Genomic DNA, 14,964 nt, shown 5'->3' on the forward strand with positions numbered 1-14,964 from the left:
AGGATCATTTGTCCGCCGTCTCCTTGAAGCCGTCGGTGATGATCTGCTGGGCGATATGGCCGATATCACCGGCGCCCATCATCAACAGCAGGTCGCCGTCCTGCAGCACATCGGGCAGCACCGAAACCAGATCGGCCGCACTGCCGACCACCACCGGCTCGCTGCGACCGCGCGCGCGGATCGCGCGGGCCAGCGATCGGGAGTCGGCACCGGGAATCGGCGCCTCGCCGGCGGCATAGACCTCGCTGAGTACCAGCGCATCGACTTCGGACAGCACTGCCGCAAACGCGTCGAACTGGTCGCGGGTACGGCTGTAACGATGCGGCTGGAAGGCGACCACCAGACGCTGGGTCGGCCACCCCCCGCGCGCGGCGGCGAACACCGCTTCCAGCTCACGCGGATGGTGACCGTAGTCATCGATCACGCGGACCTTGGCGCCCTTGTGGGTGGTGACTTCGCCCAGATCGTTGAAACGGCGGCCCACACCTTCAAATTTCTCCAGTGCGATGGCAATCGTCTCCGGCGCGACCCCCAGCTGCCAAGCCACCGCCGCGGCGGCCAGCGCATTGAGCACGTTGTGCCTGCCGGGCAGCGCCAATGTCACTGGCACGCTGCTGCCTTCGGGCAGGCGCAGGGTGAAGCGCATGCGCGGGCCATCCTGCACCACGTCTTCGGCGCGCACATCGGCATTGCTGCTCAGGCCGTAGCTCATCACGTGACGCGGCGTCTTCGCCGCCAGCGCGGCGACTTCCGGATCATCGATGCACAACACCGCCAGGCCATAGAACGGCAGGCGCTGCAGGAACTCGGCAAAGGCGGCCTGCACGCGGGCGAAGTCGTTGCCGTAGTTTTCAAGATGGTCGGCGTCGATGTTGGTAATCACCGCCACCAGCGGATTCAGGCGCAGGAAGCTGCCATCGCTCTCATCGGCTTCGGCCACCAGCCATTGGCCACTGCCGAGCCTGGCGTTGGCGCCGGCGGCCAGCAATTGACCGCCGATGACGAAGGTCGGATCCATTCCGCCTTCGCTCAGCACCGCGGCGGTCAGCGAGGTGGTGGTGGTCTTGCCATGGGTACCGGCCACGGCGATGCCACGACGGAAGCGCATCAGCTCGGCCAGCATCGCCGCACGCGGCATGATCGGAATGCGCTGGCTGCGCGCTTCCATCAGTTCCGGGTTGTCTTCACGGATGGCGCTGGACACGACAATGCAGTCGGTGCCGAGCACGTTGGCCGCCGAATGGCCCCGCATCACGCGCGCGCCCAGCCGGGCCAGACGGCGCGTGGCGGCGTTGTCGGCATTGTCCGAACCGGAGACCTCGTAGCCCAGCGTCAGCATCACTTCGGCGATGCCGCTCATGCCGGTGCCGCCGATGCCGACAAAATGCACGCGCGGGAACGCGCGCACCAGATCGGTGGTGTCGTGAAGGCGGCGGATCATGCCCGGCCTCCGGTGTGGCGGGCGCGGGGGCGCGATGCCGTTTTCATACTGCTTCCTCAAGAATGATGTCTGCGATGCGTTCGGCCGCATCGACCTTGGCCAGCGCACGCGCGGCGTGCGCCATCTGCATGCGTCCGGCGGGATTGGTGGCCAACGTGCGCAGCACGTCCTCCAGATTGATCGCCAGCGCGTCGTCCTGCCTGAGCAGCTCGGCGGCACCGCGTTCGACCAGGTATTCGGCGTTGTGGGTCTGGTGGTCGTCCACCGCGGCGGCAAACGGCACCAGGACGCTGCCGATCCCCACCGCGCACAATTCGGCCAGGGTCGAGGCGCCGGCACGGCACACCACCAGATCGGCCCAGCAGTAGGCGGCCGCCATGTCCGTGATGAACATGTCGACGCGGCCTTCCACCCCCGCTGCGCGATAGGCGTGCAGGGCTTCTTCGTGCAGCTTCTCACCGCACTGGTGCCAGACCTCGAGGGCGACGCTGTTGCCCAGCGCGGCCAGGGCCTTGGGCATGGCATTGTTCAGCGCGCGCGCCCCCTGGCTGCCACCCAGTACCAGCACCCGCATCGGTCCGATGCGGCCGGTCAGACGCTGCTCCGGCGCCGGCAACGCGGCGATCTCGGCACGCACCGGATTGCCCACCACTTCTTCCCGGCCACCGGCGAAGCTGCCCGGGAAACCCGACAGCACACGGCGCGCAAAGCGCGATAGGATGCGGTTGGTCATACCCGGTGCGCGATTCTGTTCGTGCACCAGCAGCGGCAGGCCATGCAGGCGCGCGGCCATGCCGCCCGGGCCGGAGGCGAAACCACCAAAAGCCACCACCGCGCGTGGATTGCGGTCACGCAGCACGTAGCCGGCACTGCGGATCGCACGCATCACCCGCAGCGGCGCGCCCAGCAGAGCCAGCTTGCCCTTGCCGCGCAGGCCACTGATGGCCAGCGTATCGATAGGGATAGCGTGCTGCGGCACCAGCCGGGTTTCCATCGCGCCCTCGGCGCCCAGCCAGGTCACCGGAATCCCGCGCTCGCGCAGCACTTTGGCCACCGCAAGACCCGGGAAAATATGACCACCGGTGCCGCCGGCCATGATCATCACCGGGCGTGCGTCCTGCGAGGCGTTCGGCGCGACCATCAGGCGATCCTCCCGAAGGTCGGTTCGACCCGCTGCGGCATGCGGCTGGTACCGCGCGAGGCACCGGTCTGCATGGCCGCGGCAATGGCCGTTGCCGTGGCCGGTTCGCCGGCCGGTGGCGCTTCAGTCATGACGGCATCGGCCAGATCGATGTCCTCGCGCACTTCCTGGCGACGCACCGCGCGGTTGTATTCATAGGACACGCGCAGCAACAGGCCCATCGCCACGCAGGTCATCATCACGCTGGAACCACCGGAAGAGATCAGCGGCAGCGTCAGTCCCTTGGTCGGCAGCATGCCCAGGTTCACGCCGATCGAGACGAACGTCTGCAGGCCGATCCACAGCGCGATACCGAAGGCGATATAGCCGGCGAAATGACGGCGCATCTCGATGCAGCGCATGCCCAGCCAGAACGCACGCCCCACCAGCAGCGCATACAGCACGATGATCGTGCACACGCCCAGGAAGCCCAGTTCTTCGGCGATCACCGAGAAGATGAAGTCGGTGTGTGATTCGGGCAGATAGTTCAGCTTCTGGATCGAGGCGCCCAGACCGACGCCGGTCCATTCGCCGCGGCCGATCGCCATCAACGCGTTGGACAGCTGGTAGCCCGAGCCGAGCTGGTCCACCCATGGATCCATGAACGAGGTGACGCGGCGCATGCGATACGGCTCGAAGATCACCAGCAGCACCAGCGCCGGCAGCATCAGCAGCACCGGCAGGATGATGCGCTTGATCTGGGCGCCACCGAGCAACAGCATGCAGGTGGTGATGCCCAGCAGCAGCATCGAGGAACCGAAGTCCGGCTGCAGCAGCAGCAGCACCACCAGCACGCCGACCACGCCCACCGGCTTGAGCATCGCCAGCCAGGTGGCGTTGACCTCGTCGCGGAAGCGCACCAGATAACTGGACAGCCAAACGATGTAGAGCACCTTCACCGCCTCCACCGTCTGGAACTTGGACACGCCCAGGTTGATCCAGCGCTGCGCGCCGTTGACGCTGCTGCCCAGGCCTGGAATGAACACCACGATCAGCAGGGCGAAACAGCCCAGCAGCAGCAGCTGGTTGTACTTCTCGATTTCCTTCAACTCCACCCGCAACACCACCGCCGCCAGCACCACACCGATGCCGATGAACAGCAGGTGGCGGGTCAGGTAGTAGAACGGACTCTGCGTCAGCGCGATGGAGCTGGACGCCACCATCACGATCCCGATCGACGCCAGCGCCACGGCCGCGCCCAGCAGCCACTTGTCGTAGCTGCCGCCGATGGCTTCGAGCCGGGTTGCCTGACGCGAGTGGTCGTCCATCAGCGCACCTTCAAGGTTGCCAGGCCGATCAGCACCAGCACCACCGAGATGATCCAGAAGCGCACGATCACGCGCGGCTCCGGCCAGCCCTTCAGCTCGAAGTGATGATGGATCGGCGCCATGCGGAACACGCGCTTGCCGGTGAGCTTGAACGAGGCCACCTGGATCATCACCGACAGCGTCTCGATCACAAACACGCCGCCCATGATCACCAGCACCAGTTCCTGGCGCACGATCACCGCGATGGTGCCCAGCACCGCGCCCAGCGCCAAGGCGCCGACATCGCCCATGAACACCATCGCCGGATAGGTGTTGAACCACAGAAAACCCAGACCGGCACCGGCGATCGCCGCGCAGATGATGACCAGCTCACCGGCGCCGGGGATCTGCGGAATCTGCAGGTAGCTGGAGAACACCGCGTTGCCCGAGGCGTAGGCGAACACGCCCAGTGCACAGGCCACCAACACCGTCGGCATGATCGCCAGGCCATCCAGGCCATCGGTCAGATTGACCGCATTGGAGAAGCCGACAATCCAGAAGTAGGCGATGGTCACGAAGCTGACGCCCGCCAGCGGCAGCGCGATCGACTTGAACATCGGGATGTAGAACGTCAGCGCGGCCGGCACGTCGGCGGTGTAGAACAGGAACAGGCCCGCGGCCAGACCGAAAATGGATTGCAGCAGGTACTTCCAGCGCGACTTCAGGCCATTGGGATCGCGCCTGGCGATCTTGATCCAGTCGTCGTACCAGCCGATCGCGCCGAAGCATAGCATCACCGCCAGCACCAGCCACACGTAACGGTTGCGCAGATCGCCCCACAGCAATACCGAGATCAGCACCGTGGTCAGGATCAGGCCGCCGCCCATGGTCGGCGTGCCAGCCTTGGAGAAATGCGACTGCGGGCCATCCTTGCGGATCGGCTGCCCCCCCTTGAGCTGTGCCAGGCGGCGGATGGCCGCCGGTCCCAGCCACAGTGACAGCGACAGCGCGGTCAGCGCCGCCAGGATGCCGCGGAAAGTGATGTAGTTGAACAGCCGGAACAGATCGTCCAGCTGCTGCAACCAACGGGCCAGTTCAAGCAACATGCGGTGTGTCCTCGCCACGCTGCAGCAGCGTGGTCACAATCTTGTCCATGGCGCTGCCGCGCGAGCCTTTGACCAGGCAACGCACGCCAGCATGAAGTTCGGTTTGCAGCGCGGCAGCCAGCGCAGCATGGCTGTCAAAATGACGCCCGCCCTCGCCGAACGCCTTCGAGGCCGCCTCGCTCAGCGGTCCCAGCGTGTACAGCCGCTTGATGCCGGCCTCGCGGGCGCGCTGCCCGGCCTGCGCGTGCAGCGCCTGCGCGCCCTCGCCCAGTTCGCGCATGTCGCCCAGCACCAGCCAGCCCTCGTCCTTGCCGGCGGCCAGCGCGGTGATCGCCGCAGCCAGCGAGCCGGGATTGGCGTTGTAGCTGTCATCGATCAGCACCGCACCCGTGGCCAGCGTGTGGGCGATCTGTCGGCCGGCCACTGGACGCGCCTGCGCCAGGCCTTCGACCACCTGGGGAAAGGCGATGCCGGCGGCCAGCGCCAGCGAAGCGGCGGCCAGCGCGTTGAGCACGTTGTGGCGACCGGGCAACTGCAGTGCCACCGCAGCCTGGCCCTGCGGTGTTACCAGGGTGAAGCGCGAACCCTCGGCGGCCAGCACGATCTCCGTGGCACGCACTTCGGCACTGTGTTCCAGGCCGAAGCGCAGCACCTGGCAGCGCACCGGGGTACCGAGGAAATGCTGCTCGAAGAACGGTGCGAACGCATCGTCGGCATTGATCACCGCCACGCCCGCTTCCGGCAGCGCCGCGTAGATGGCGCCCTTGGTGGTAGCCACGCCGAGCAGGCTGCCCATGCGTTCCAGGTGGGCGGCCGCCACGTTGTTGACCAGCGCGTAGCGCGGACGGGCGATGTCGGTGAGATAGGCGATATCACCCGGCTTGCCGGCACCCATCTCGTAGACGGCGTAGTCGGCATCTTCCGGCGCATCGATCACCGCCAGCGGCAGGCCGATCTCGTTGTTGCGGTTGCCGGGAGTGGCGTAGACCTGACGCTGTTCCACGGCCTGGACATGCTGCAGGATCGCCAGCAGCAGTGCCTTGACGCTGGTCTTGCCGTTGCTGCCGGTGATGGCGAACACGCCGGTGTCGCGCCCCTGCTGCATGGCCGCGGCGATTTTCGCCAGCGCCAGCTCGGTGTTGGCAACCACGACCTGCGGCACGTCCAGCGGCTGCAGGGTGTCGACCAGCAGCGCGCCGGCCCCGGCGGCCAGCGCATCGGCCGCAAACGCGTGGCCGTCGAAACGCTCGCCGCGCAGCGCCACATACAGGCTGCCCGGCGCCAGCGTACGGGTATCGTTGCCGACAGCGTCGATGCTCACGTCATCGCCATGGATTTCGCCGCCGGCCCAATGGGCGATCAGCGACAGCGGGGTGCGCTTCATGCGTTCACCTCCCCGTTCGCCGAACGTGCCTGCAGCGCGCGCGAAGCCACTTCGGTGTCATCGAAAGGATGCTTGATGCCCGCGATCTCCTGATACGGCTCATGGCCCTTGCCGGCGACCAGCACGATGTCGCCGGGGCCGGCCTGCGCGACCGCGGCGCCGATGGCGCGGGCGCGATCGCGCACCACGTTGATCTCGGCAAGGCGTGGTGCTCCTTCGCGTCCTGCGACCGCACCACTTGTGCCTCCGTGCACGGCGAACCCGGCCATGATGTCGGCGACGATCACGTCGCCATCTTCGCCGCGTGGATTGTCGTCGGTGACGAACACCACGTCGGCCAGTTCCTCGGCAATGGCCGCCATCTGCGGCCGCTTGCCGGTATCACGCTCGCCACCGCAACCGAACACGCACAGCAGGCGGCCATCGAGATGGCCATGCAGGCTGCGCAGCGCCTGTTCCAGCGCATCGGGGGTGTGGGCATAGTCGATGACCACGGTCGGCTCGCCCTGGCTGCCGAGGCGGTTCATGCGGCCATGGATCGGCTGCAGCTGGCCCAACACGCGGGCGATGGTCGCCGCCGGCTGGCCCAGACCATGCAGCGCACCGGCCACCGCCAGCAGGTTGTCGACGTTGAAGCGGCCCAGCAGCGGCGAGCGCAGCGCATGGCGTTCATTGCCGATGAGCAGATCGAAGCCCAGCCCCTGCCCGTCCAGCACAAGGTTTTCGGCACAGACCGTGGCACCGGTCTGGCCGGTCGAGCTCAGGCCAATGGCCTGCACGCCGGTCGCCAAGGTGCTGATCAGTTCGCGGCCGAACGCGTCGTCCAGATTGATCACCGCCGCCTTCAGGCCCGGACGATGGAACAGCTTGGCCTTGGCCGCGCCATAGGCCTCCATGCTGCCGTGGTAATCCAGATGGTCGCGGGTGAGATTGGTGAACACCGCCACATCGAAATGCACGGCATCCACACGGCCCTGGTCCAGGGCATGCGAGCTGACTTCCATCGCCACCGCCCTGGCACCGTCATCGCGGAGCTGGGCCAGCACTTCATGCATCTGCAACACCAGTGGCGTGGTGAAGCCGGTCGGCACCACATCACCGTACAGGCCCACGCCCAGCGTGCCGATCGAACCGCTGACAATGCCCAGCAGCTGCCAGGCTTGGCCCAGCAGCTGCACGGTCGAGGTTTTGCCATTGGTGCCGGTGACACCCACCATCGTCATCGCCCGCGACGGCTGGCCGTGGAACTGGTCGGCCATCGCGCCCAGGCGCGAACGCAGGTCGGGCACGGCGATGGCATCGGCCGGGGCCGGCAGTTCGGCCGGCGCCGGTGGATCGAACAGGATCGCGGCCGCACCGGCGGCCCTGGCCTGTTCGACAAAACCCAACCCGTGCGCGCCGAAACCGGCAATGGCCACAAACGCATCGCCAGCGCGCACATGGCGCGAATCCAGCACCAGACCGCTGATCTGCGGGTCCTGTGCCAGGGGCAGATCGGGCAACAACTGCGACAGCTTTATGGTGCGGCTCACTGGCGTACCTCCGTGGTGGCAGGTACCTGGGCACTGGCGCTGGGCAGTGCGGCGTCGAATTCGGCGGTGGCGTTGGGAGTATCGGCGGCATCCTGCGGGATGGGTAGGGGCACGGCGCTGCTGCCCGGCTTGCCACCGACCTTGCCGGCGGCCTGCGCGGCCAGCCACGACTGGATGTCGTCCGGCGGCACGTCCATCAGCCGCAGGGTGCCCTCCATCACATGGTGGAATACTGGGGCGGACACCAGTCCACCGTATTGCAGCGCGCCGCGTGGGTCGTTGACCACGATCACCGCGGCAAAGCGCGGTGCGGTGGCCGGCACCACGCCGGCGAACAGAAGGTTGTAGTGCCCGCGCTCGTAGCCGCGTGGACCGTTCTTGCGCGCGGTACCGGTCTTGCCGGCGACGTGGTAGCCCAGGATCGCCGCCTGCTTGGCGCCGCCGTTGGTGACCACCGTTTCCATCATCCGCACCACTTCCTGCGCCACGTTCGCATCCAGCACCTGCCGTGCCTCGTTGCGCTGACCTTTGACGAAGGTCGGTGTGATGACCTGGCCGCCGTTGGCCAGCGCCGAATAGGCCTGCGCGATCTGCAGCGGCGTCACACTCAGGCCATAGCCGTAGGACATCGTGGTCTTGGTGGTGCCATACCAGCCGGGGCTGCCCGGCACCGGCACCAGCCCGGAGGATTCGCCGGGGAAACCACTGCCCGGTGCCGCGCCGTAGCCAAAGGCACGGACCGAGTTGTAGAACACCTGGTCCGGAATCTGCGCGGCGATCTTGGCCGCGCCGATATTGGAGCTGCGGGTGATCACGCCGGTGACGTTGAGCACGCCGTTGTTCCGCGGCACGTCCCGGATGGTGTAGCGGCCCAGCGACATGTAGCCCGGATTGGTGTCGATGACCGTATCGGGTGTCACCACCTGGTTCTGCAAGGCGGTGGCGATGGTCAATGGCTTCATCGTCGAGCCCGGTTCGACCAGATCCGTCACCGCCCGGTTGCGCCGGGTGTCCGGGGTCGCGCCGCCGACCGAGTTCGGGTTGTAGGTGGGCAGGTTGGCCATGGCCAGCACTTCGCCGGTGGCCACATCCATGACCACGATCGAGCCGCCAGCCGCCTTGTTCTGGGTGACCGCATTGCGCAGCTCGCGCATGGCCAAAAACTGGATGCGGCGGTCGATGCTCAGGGTCAGGTCCTTGCCCGGCTCGGCGGCGCGCACCAGATCGATGCTCTCCACGATCGCGCCCTTGCGGTCGCGGATCACCTTCTTGGCGCCGGGCTTGCCACGCAACCATTCGTCGAAGGCCAGCTCCAGGCCTTCCTGGCCGTGGTCGTCGATATTGGTGAACCCCAGCACATGCGCCATCGCCTCACCCTGCGGGTAATAGCGACGGAACTCGCGCTGCGAGAACACGCCGGGAATCTTCCGCGCGACCACCTGCTCGGCCACGTCCGGATTCATGCGCCGGCGCAGGTACATGAATTCCTTGTCGGCCTTCTGCGTCAGTTTGGAGGTCAGCTCGTCGGCCGACAGCGACAACGCCTGCGCCAGCTCGGGGATGCGTTCGGGCGCGCGCAGCAGCTCCTGCGGATTGACCCAGATCGAGGCTACCGGCGTGGACACCGCCACCGGCTCGCCATTGCGGTCGGTGATCATGCCGCGCGAGGTGGCGATCGGCACTTCGCGCAGGAACCGCGCCTCGCCCTCGCGCTGGTAGAACTCGCTGTTGACCAGCTGCACATAGGCCGCACGGCCCACCAGCGCCACCGCGCAAAGACCCAGGCCAGCGCCCACCATCAACATGCGGGTACGCAGGTTGAACTGGCTGCGATTGCGGTTGCGCACGGGCGGGTTCATGGGCGGATCACCACGATGTCGGTGGCTTCCGGAAATTTCATGCCGAGACGGCCACGCGCCTCCTGGTCCACCCGCGTGGCCTGGGCCAGCGTGGCCTGCTCCAGCTGCAGACGGCCGAACTCGATGTTGAGCTCGTCGCGGGCGTGTTCCAGCCGCGACAGTTCCACAAACAGCTGCCGATGGCGGTGGCGCATGAACACCACCCCGATCGCCGAAGCGATGGTGCAGGCCAGCAGCACGATCAGCAGCAGGCGGCTCATGCGGCCACCTCACGTTTTTCGGCCACGCGCAGCACCGCGCTGCGCGCGCGCGGATTGACTGCCAGCTCGTCGTCCTCGGCCTTGATCGCACCACCGATCAGATCCAGCGTCGGCACGAACACACTGGCTTCGGGCAGACGGCGATTGGCCGGCGGCGCCTTGGCGTGGTGGTTCATGAACTGCTTGACGATGCGGTCTTCCAGCGAATGGAAGCTGATCACCGCCAGCCGGCCACCGGGTTTGAGCCGCGCCATCGCCGCCTCCAGCCCGGACTCGAGGTCGGCCAATTCGCGGTTGATGTGGATGCGGATGGCCTGGAAGCTGCGCGTGGCCGGGTGGATCTTGTCCTTGCCGCGTGGCATCACCGAGGCGATCAGCTCGGCCAGCTCGGCGGTGCGGCTGAACGGCTGAGTCGCGCGGCGGGCCACGATCGCACGGGCGATGCGGCGGCTCTGCCGCTCATCGCCATAGTTGAACAGCACATCGGCGATTTCGCGCTCTTCGGCGCGGTTGAGCCACTGCGCCGCGCTCTCGCCCGAATCGGGGTCCATGCGCATGTCCAGCGGACCGTCCTTGCCGAAGCTGAAACCGCGTTCGGCCACGTCCAGCTGCGGCGAGGACACGCCCAGATCGAACAGCACACCGTCCAGACCGGCGGCGGTTTCGTCCCAGTTCAACAGATCGGCGAAGCTGCCACGGTAGATCGCCACGCGCGGGTCCGGCGCGAAATCGCGCTGTGCCACGGCGATAGCATCGGGATCCTTGTCCATCACCAGCAGGCGTCCATTCGGACCGAGCAGGCGCAGCACGCCGCCGGCGTGACCGCCGCGACCGAACGTGCCATCCAGATACGTACCATCTTCGATCACCCTCAGGCCCTGCAGGACCTGGGTGTACAGCACCGGCAGATGAGCCGCCGGCGGCTGCGACACCGGAGGGTGACCGGCTTGCGCTTGACCGCGCACCCGGGCACCCCGGCTCACAACTTCAGGTCGAGCAGCCCATCGCCCAGATCCTCGTCAGACAACGTCTGCTGGATCAGTGCGCGATGCGCTTGCTCGCTCCACAATTCGAACTTGTCACCCATTCCCATCAATACCGCCTTCTTTTCAATGCCCACCGCGCTGCGATGGCTCGACGGAAGGCTGATGCGGCCGTTGCCATCCAGTTCCAGATGGGCAGCGGAACCGACAAGTTTCTGTTGCAGGGTGCGCACCACGCGCTGGGTATTGGGTTTGGCCATCACATCGTCCCGCACCCGTTCCCACTCCTGCTCTGCGTACAACCACAGGCAACCGGCCTCGAACGGGTTGTAGGTCAGCACAAGACGGTTGCCGCTGGCACGCGCGACCAGGTCGCGGTAGGCGGTGGGCACCGCCATGCGTCCCTTGTCGTCAACCGTGATGGCCGTCTCACCCTGAAACACCCGAATGCACCCGTTCGTCTGCTTGCGTATGGGGAAATCATTGAACCACGAAAAACCACAAAAAACCCGGTTTTCCCTCTGATGCCCACCTTAGCAGTGGCCATCCGGTTGTCAACAACTTTCCACACACAAAATCGTCAGCCGCATCAATGGTTTGCGGCGATGTTTAGAGACTTGTTCAAGGTTTATCCACAAGTGGCTGTTTCATTTCAAATTTTAAGATTTTCATAAAATTCAGCACTGTAGAGATCGCGTGAAAAGCGACCGCCAACTACACCACCATTCAGCCTGGGATGGCTGGAAACTGCGCGACGCGGCACACTGGCGCCATGTGCCTTGTCGCCCTTGCCTGGAAATGCCATCCCCGCTGGCGCCTGCTGATGGCCGGCAACCGCGATGAATTCCATGCACGCCCGGCCGCCCCCCTGCAGCACTGGCCGGAACCACAGGCCGACGTGATCGCCGGACGCGACCTGCGCTCGGGTGGCAGCTGGATGGGGGTCAACCTGCACGGCCATGCCGCCGTGGTCACCAATGTGCGTACCCCCAGCGCCCAGGCCGATGGACCTTCGCGCGGCGAGTTGATTGCCGGTTATCTGGCCGATCCCCGAAACGCCAGCCATTACGCGAACGCGCTTGCCGCCCGCGCCCCGGCCTTCGCCCCGTTCAACCTGCTGGTGGCAGATGCCGACACCTGCTGCTATCTGGGCAACCATCCGCCGGCGGCACGGATATTGACGCCCGGCATCCACAGCATGTCCAACGGCGCCCCGGACACCCCTTGGCCGAAGACCCGGCGCCTGGCCAATGCCGTTGAAGGATGGGTGGCCAGCAGCGGCACCACGCTGGACCCGATCTGGAGCGCACTGGGCGACGAGCATCAGCCCGCCGATGCCGAGCTGCCGGCAACCGGGATGCCACTGGAGCTGGAGCGGCGCCTGGCGCCCGCCTTCATCCGCGGCCAGGACTACGGCACACGCGCCAGCACCGTGATCGCCATCGACTATGACGGCCGCGGCTTCATCCACGAGCGCCGCTTCGGCCCGCACGGCCGGTTCACCGGGGAAACGCGACTGGAGATTCCGCTCGCCGGAGAATGACAAAACCGGCACGGGGAGGGCCGCATCCGCCGGCATTCCGTATATATGGAATGCCGAAAGACGACCAAGAACTGTGTCGACGGGCAAGCCTCACCGGCAGAATCACAGCGGCACCTGGATGCCGGTGCCATGCGCAGCCCGCCAACACGGACGCCGCGGATCGGGCAGAGCCGAGCTTGCGCAGGCACGAGAGGAAAGTGGCGGAGCCGGCCGATAAGCCGGGTTCTGTCGTGGACAGTCATTCCTCTAGGCGCACCGTCACCGATACGCTCAAGCAACCTACCCGGACCCGACGCGGGCCACGCCATTAGGTCCCTATTTGGTCTTGCTCCAGGTGGGGTTTGCCGTGCCGGTCTGTTGCCAGACTCGCGGTGCGCTCTTACCGCACCATTTCACCCTTACCACGCATCCCGAAGGACCGTTCGGCGGTATCTTTCTGTTGCACTTTCCGTCGGCTTGCGCCGCCCAGGCGTTACCTGGCACCTTGCCCTGTGGAGCCCGGACTTTCCTCGGCATCCCCGAAAGGATGACGCGACTGTCTGGCCGACTCCGCCGCGCGCATTGTCGCACGTTCAAGCATCCACACACATTGACCGCTCAAGGCGAAAGCACCTGCGGTTCACCCAGCGAGTCCACGAATCTGAGCATTGTCTCGCGAAACTCGACCGTCCGAGTGACGGACTGATGTGAGGCGCCCGCCACTTCAAGAAGTGTCTTCTGTGAAGCAGGCAGCGGACACAGATCAAAAAGTCGCCGCGAAAAAGCTGGCGCGGTCACGGTGTCTGCTGCACCGACCGCGAACAGCACCGGCTCATTCAACGCCGACACCACACCGAGGTTGCCCCGCCCGGCCAAGCTCCCCTCAGGCACCACACGCCACACCAGCGCCTTGGCCCACCACGGCTGCCTGGAGCGTAGAAAGCGCGTCCAGTCCTCCGTTGTCGTCACGGTGGACTCCAACACCAGCCCCGCGAGCGTGCGCTCACTGGCCACATGACCGGCCATGAAGCTGCCCAGCGAGTGCCCATGCACGACCACCGGCAGCGCGGACAACGCCGCCTCCGCAATCACGTGATCGTAGACCCGTACCGCATCCGCCATCAGATCGTCCATCGACGGCACGCCGCTACTGGCGCCATAACCGCGATGGTCCACCAGCACCAGATTGACCGGCAGCGACCCATAGGCCTGAATAGTGTTTTCCGCATCCTTGGCAATGCGATAGCCGTTGCCGCCGAAATAGAGCACCGTTGCCCTGGCGTCCGGCCGCAACAACATCACCCCATACAACCGGGCGTCAGGTATCTGCAAATAGAACTCTTCCGGCGTATAGACCGGGAAAGCGTTCTGCAGCGCCGCGACGTCGGCACCTGCCGATGCACGGGGGAACAGAATGTTGGATTCACGCACCCGCCACGTGCATCCGGTGGAAACCAGCGATGCGGCGATCAATGCGAACTTCAACCAAGCCAACCACATACTCCCTCCTTGACATGCGTGAGGAACCCAAAACCTAGGCTAGCTCATTGGCCGTACAGCGCCTTGCGCGGCGCACCGCTCAGTTCGGCGGCCAGCTTGGCGGCGGTGGACGGCGGCAGGTGCTCGTTGAGCTTGGCGTACAGGCGACGGCCTTCGGCGATCTTGCCCGCCTCATCGTCACCGACGCCCTGCACCATCACCACGAACTCGCCCTTGCGCTGGTTGGGATCGGCCTGGACCTGCGCCAGCAGATCAGCCAGATCGCCATCAAGCACGGTCTCGAACAGTTTGGTCAGCTCGCGGGCGATCACCGCCGGACGCTCGGCACCAAAGACGGCAACCATGTCGGCCAGCGACTCTTCGATACGGTGCGAAGACTCGTAGAACACCAGCGTGGCGGTTTCACCGGCCAGCCGCTGCAGACGATCGCGCCGCGCCGCCCCCTTGGCCGGCAGGAAGCCCTCGAACAGGAAGCGGTCGCTGGGCAAGCCGGCCACGCTCAGCGCGGCGATCGCCGCGCAGGCACCCGGCACCGGGCTGACCTTGATTCCCGCCGCGCGCGCGGCGCGCACCAGCCGGAAACCCGGATCGCTGACCAGCGGCGTGCCGGCATCGCTGACCACCGCCAGCGATTCGCCGCCCTGCAGACGCGCCACCACGCGCTGCGCCATCGCCTCTTCGTTATGGTCGTGCAGCGCCACCAGCGGCTTGCTGATCCCGAAGTGCGACAGCAGCTGGCCGGTATGGCGCGTGTCCTCGGCGCAGATCGCGGCCACCGTGCGCAACACCTCCTGCGCGCGCGGGCTCAGATCGGCCAGATTGCCGATCGGCGTGGCAACGACATACAAGGTGGCAGCAGCGGTACTCATCATCGGTATTTCCATGGGCCAAGGTTAGAATCGTACCGTTTCCCCAGCCCGGCACTGCCGCGCCCTGTCGAACGGACCCCA

At 66.2% G+C, this 14,964-nt stretch carries 13 protein-coding genes and 1 other RNA gene; 1 reads left to right on the forward strand and 13 read right to left on the reverse strand.

Annotation, left to right across the window (positions count from 1 at the left end):
* Window positions 1-4 precede the first annotated feature (4 nt).
* Genes murC through mraZ form a run of 10 tightly spaced genes read right to left on the reverse strand, consistent with a single transcriptional unit; the run spans window position 5 to window position 11,435 of the window.
* The gene (gene murC, locus ARC78_RS08415; protein ID WP_054657665.1) at window positions 5-1,441 is read right to left on the reverse strand and encodes a UDP-N-acetylmuramate--L-alanine ligase; all 1,437 of its coding nucleotides are present in this window, start codon (window positions 1,439-1,441) and stop codon (window positions 5-7) included.
* Between the two features lie 43 nt (window positions 1,442-1,484).
* Window positions 1,485-2,582: an undecaprenyldiphospho-muramoylpentapeptide beta-N-acetylglucosaminyltransferase gene (murG, locus tag ARC78_RS08420; protein WP_054657667.1), complete on the reverse strand. Its 1,098-nt coding sequence runs from the start codon at window positions 2,580-2,582 to the stop codon at window positions 1,485-1,487.
* Window positions 2,582-3,889: a putative lipid II flippase FtsW gene (ftsW, locus tag ARC78_RS08425; protein ID WP_054657669.1), complete on the reverse strand. Its 1,308-nt coding sequence runs from the start codon at window positions 3,887-3,889 to the stop codon at window positions 2,582-2,584. Before ftsW ends, murG begins: the two co-directional genes overlap by 1 nt.
* Window positions 3,889-4,974 carry a phospho-N-acetylmuramoyl-pentapeptide-transferase gene (mraY, locus tag ARC78_RS08430; RefSeq protein WP_054657671.1) on the reverse strand — a complete coding sequence of 362 codons (1,086 nt, stop codon included), beginning with the start codon at window positions 4,972-4,974 and terminating at the stop codon, window positions 3,889-3,891. Before mraY ends, ftsW begins: the two co-directional genes overlap by 1 nt.
* Window positions 4,964-6,358 (reverse strand): UDP-N-acetylmuramoyl-tripeptide--D-alanyl-D-alanine ligase, encoded by a 1,395-nt coding sequence (locus ARC78_RS08435; protein ID WP_057506084.1) that lies wholly within the window; start codon window positions 6,356-6,358, stop codon window positions 4,964-4,966. The genes mraY and ARC78_RS08435 overlap by 11 nt, the downstream gene beginning before the upstream one ends.
* Window positions 6,355-7,890, reverse strand: a complete 1,536-nt coding sequence (locus ARC78_RS08440) for a UDP-N-acetylmuramoyl-L-alanyl-D-glutamate--2,6-diaminopimelate ligase (protein WP_057506085.1) — start codon at window positions 7,888-7,890, stop codon at window positions 6,355-6,357. The genes ARC78_RS08435 and ARC78_RS08440 overlap by 4 nt, the downstream gene beginning before the upstream one ends.
* On the reverse strand, window positions 7,887-9,749 hold the full coding sequence (locus ARC78_RS08445) for a peptidoglycan D,D-transpeptidase FtsI family protein (protein ID WP_057506086.1): 1,863 nt from the start codon (window positions 9,747-9,749) through the stop codon (window positions 7,887-7,889). The genes ARC78_RS08440 and ARC78_RS08445 overlap by 4 nt, the downstream gene beginning before the upstream one ends.
* Window positions 9,746-10,009 carry a cell division protein FtsL gene (ftsL, locus tag ARC78_RS08450; RefSeq protein WP_054658861.1) on the reverse strand — a complete coding sequence of 88 codons (264 nt, stop codon included), beginning with the start codon at window positions 10,007-10,009 and terminating at the stop codon, window positions 9,746-9,748. The genes ARC78_RS08445 and ftsL overlap by 4 nt, the downstream gene beginning before the upstream one ends.
* A complete protein-coding gene (rsmH, locus tag ARC78_RS08455; RefSeq protein ID WP_054658863.1) occupies window positions 10,006-10,974 on the reverse strand; it encodes a 16S rRNA (cytosine(1402)-N(4))-methyltransferase RsmH in 969 nt (322 codons plus the stop codon). The genes ftsL and rsmH overlap by 4 nt, the downstream gene beginning before the upstream one ends.
* A gap of 14 nt (window positions 10,975-10,988) precedes the next feature.
* A complete protein-coding gene (gene mraZ / locus ARC78_RS08460; protein ID WP_054658865.1) occupies window positions 10,989-11,435 on the reverse strand; it encodes a division/cell wall cluster transcriptional repressor MraZ in 447 nt (148 codons plus the stop codon).
* 329 nt (window positions 11,436-11,764) lie between these two features.
* Between mraZ and ARC78_RS08465 the strand changes: the two genes are divergently transcribed.
* Window positions 11,765-12,535, forward strand: a complete 771-nt coding sequence (locus ARC78_RS08465; RefSeq protein WP_054658867.1) for an NRDE family protein — start codon at window positions 11,765-11,767, stop codon at window positions 12,533-12,535.
* Window positions 12,536-12,733: 198 nt separating this feature from the next.
* Here ARC78_RS08465 and rnpB read toward each other — a convergent pair.
* From rnpB to rsmI, 3 genes are all read right to left on the reverse strand, one after another.
* An RNA gene (gene rnpB / locus ARC78_RS08855) (RNase P RNA component class A) lies at window positions 12,734-13,086 on the reverse strand.
* A 46-nt stretch (window positions 13,087-13,132) separates the two neighbouring features.
* A complete protein-coding gene (locus tag ARC78_RS08470) occupies window positions 13,133-14,014 on the reverse strand; it encodes an alpha/beta hydrolase (RefSeq protein ID WP_054658868.1) in 882 nt (293 codons plus the stop codon).
* Window positions 14,015-14,058: 44 nt separating this feature from the next.
* Window positions 14,059-14,883 (reverse strand): 16S rRNA (cytidine(1402)-2'-O)-methyltransferase, encoded by an 825-nt coding sequence (gene rsmI, locus ARC78_RS08475; RefSeq protein WP_057506123.1) that lies wholly within the window; start codon window positions 14,881-14,883, stop codon window positions 14,059-14,061.
* Window positions 14,884-14,964: the final 81 nt, after the last annotated feature.

Source organism: Stenotrophomonas pictorum JCM 9942 (genome assembly GCF_001431585.1).
Classification (GTDB): Bacteria; Pseudomonadota; Gammaproteobacteria; order Xanthomonadales; family Xanthomonadaceae; genus Stenotrophomonas; species Stenotrophomonas pictorum.

Bases quoted from the DNA above. Each gene is read 5' to 3' on its own strand.
- murC (WP_054657665.1), bottom strand. From the start codon at position 1,441: ATGATCCGCCGCCTTCACGACACCACCGATCTGGTGCGCGCGTTCCCG.
- ARC78_RS08435 (WP_057506084.1), bottom strand. From the start codon at position 6,358: ATGAAGCGCACCCCGCTGTCGCTGATCGCCCATTGGGCCGGCGGCGAA.
- ARC78_RS08465 (WP_054658867.1), top strand. From the start codon at position 11,765: ATGTGCCTTGTCGCCCTTGCCTGGAAATGCCATCCCCGCTGGCGCCTG.
- ARC78_RS08445 (WP_057506086.1), bottom strand. From the start codon at position 9,749: ATGAACCCGCCCGTGCGCAACCGCAATCGCAGCCAGTTCAACCTGCGT.
- ARC78_RS08470 (WP_054658868.1), bottom strand. From the start codon at position 14,014: ATGTGGTTGGCTTGGTTGAAGTTCGCATTGATCGCCGCATCGCTGGTT.
- mraY (WP_054657671.1), bottom strand. From the start codon at position 4,974: ATGTTGCTTGAACTGGCCCGTTGGTTGCAGCAGCTGGACGATCTGTTC.
- ftsW (WP_054657669.1), bottom strand. From the start codon at position 3,889: ATGGACGACCACTCGCGTCAGGCAACCCGGCTCGAAGCCATCGGCGGC.
- rsmI (WP_057506123.1), bottom strand. From the start codon at position 14,883: ATGAGTACCGCTGCTGCCACCTTGTATGTCGTTGCCACGCCGATCGGC.
- ftsL (WP_054658861.1), bottom strand. From the start codon at position 10,009: ATGAGCCGCCTGCTGCTGATCGTGCTGCTGGCCTGCACCATCGCTTCG.
- murG (WP_054657667.1), bottom strand. From the start codon at position 2,582: ATGGTCGCGCCGAACGCCTCGCAGGACGCACGCCCGGTGATGATCATG.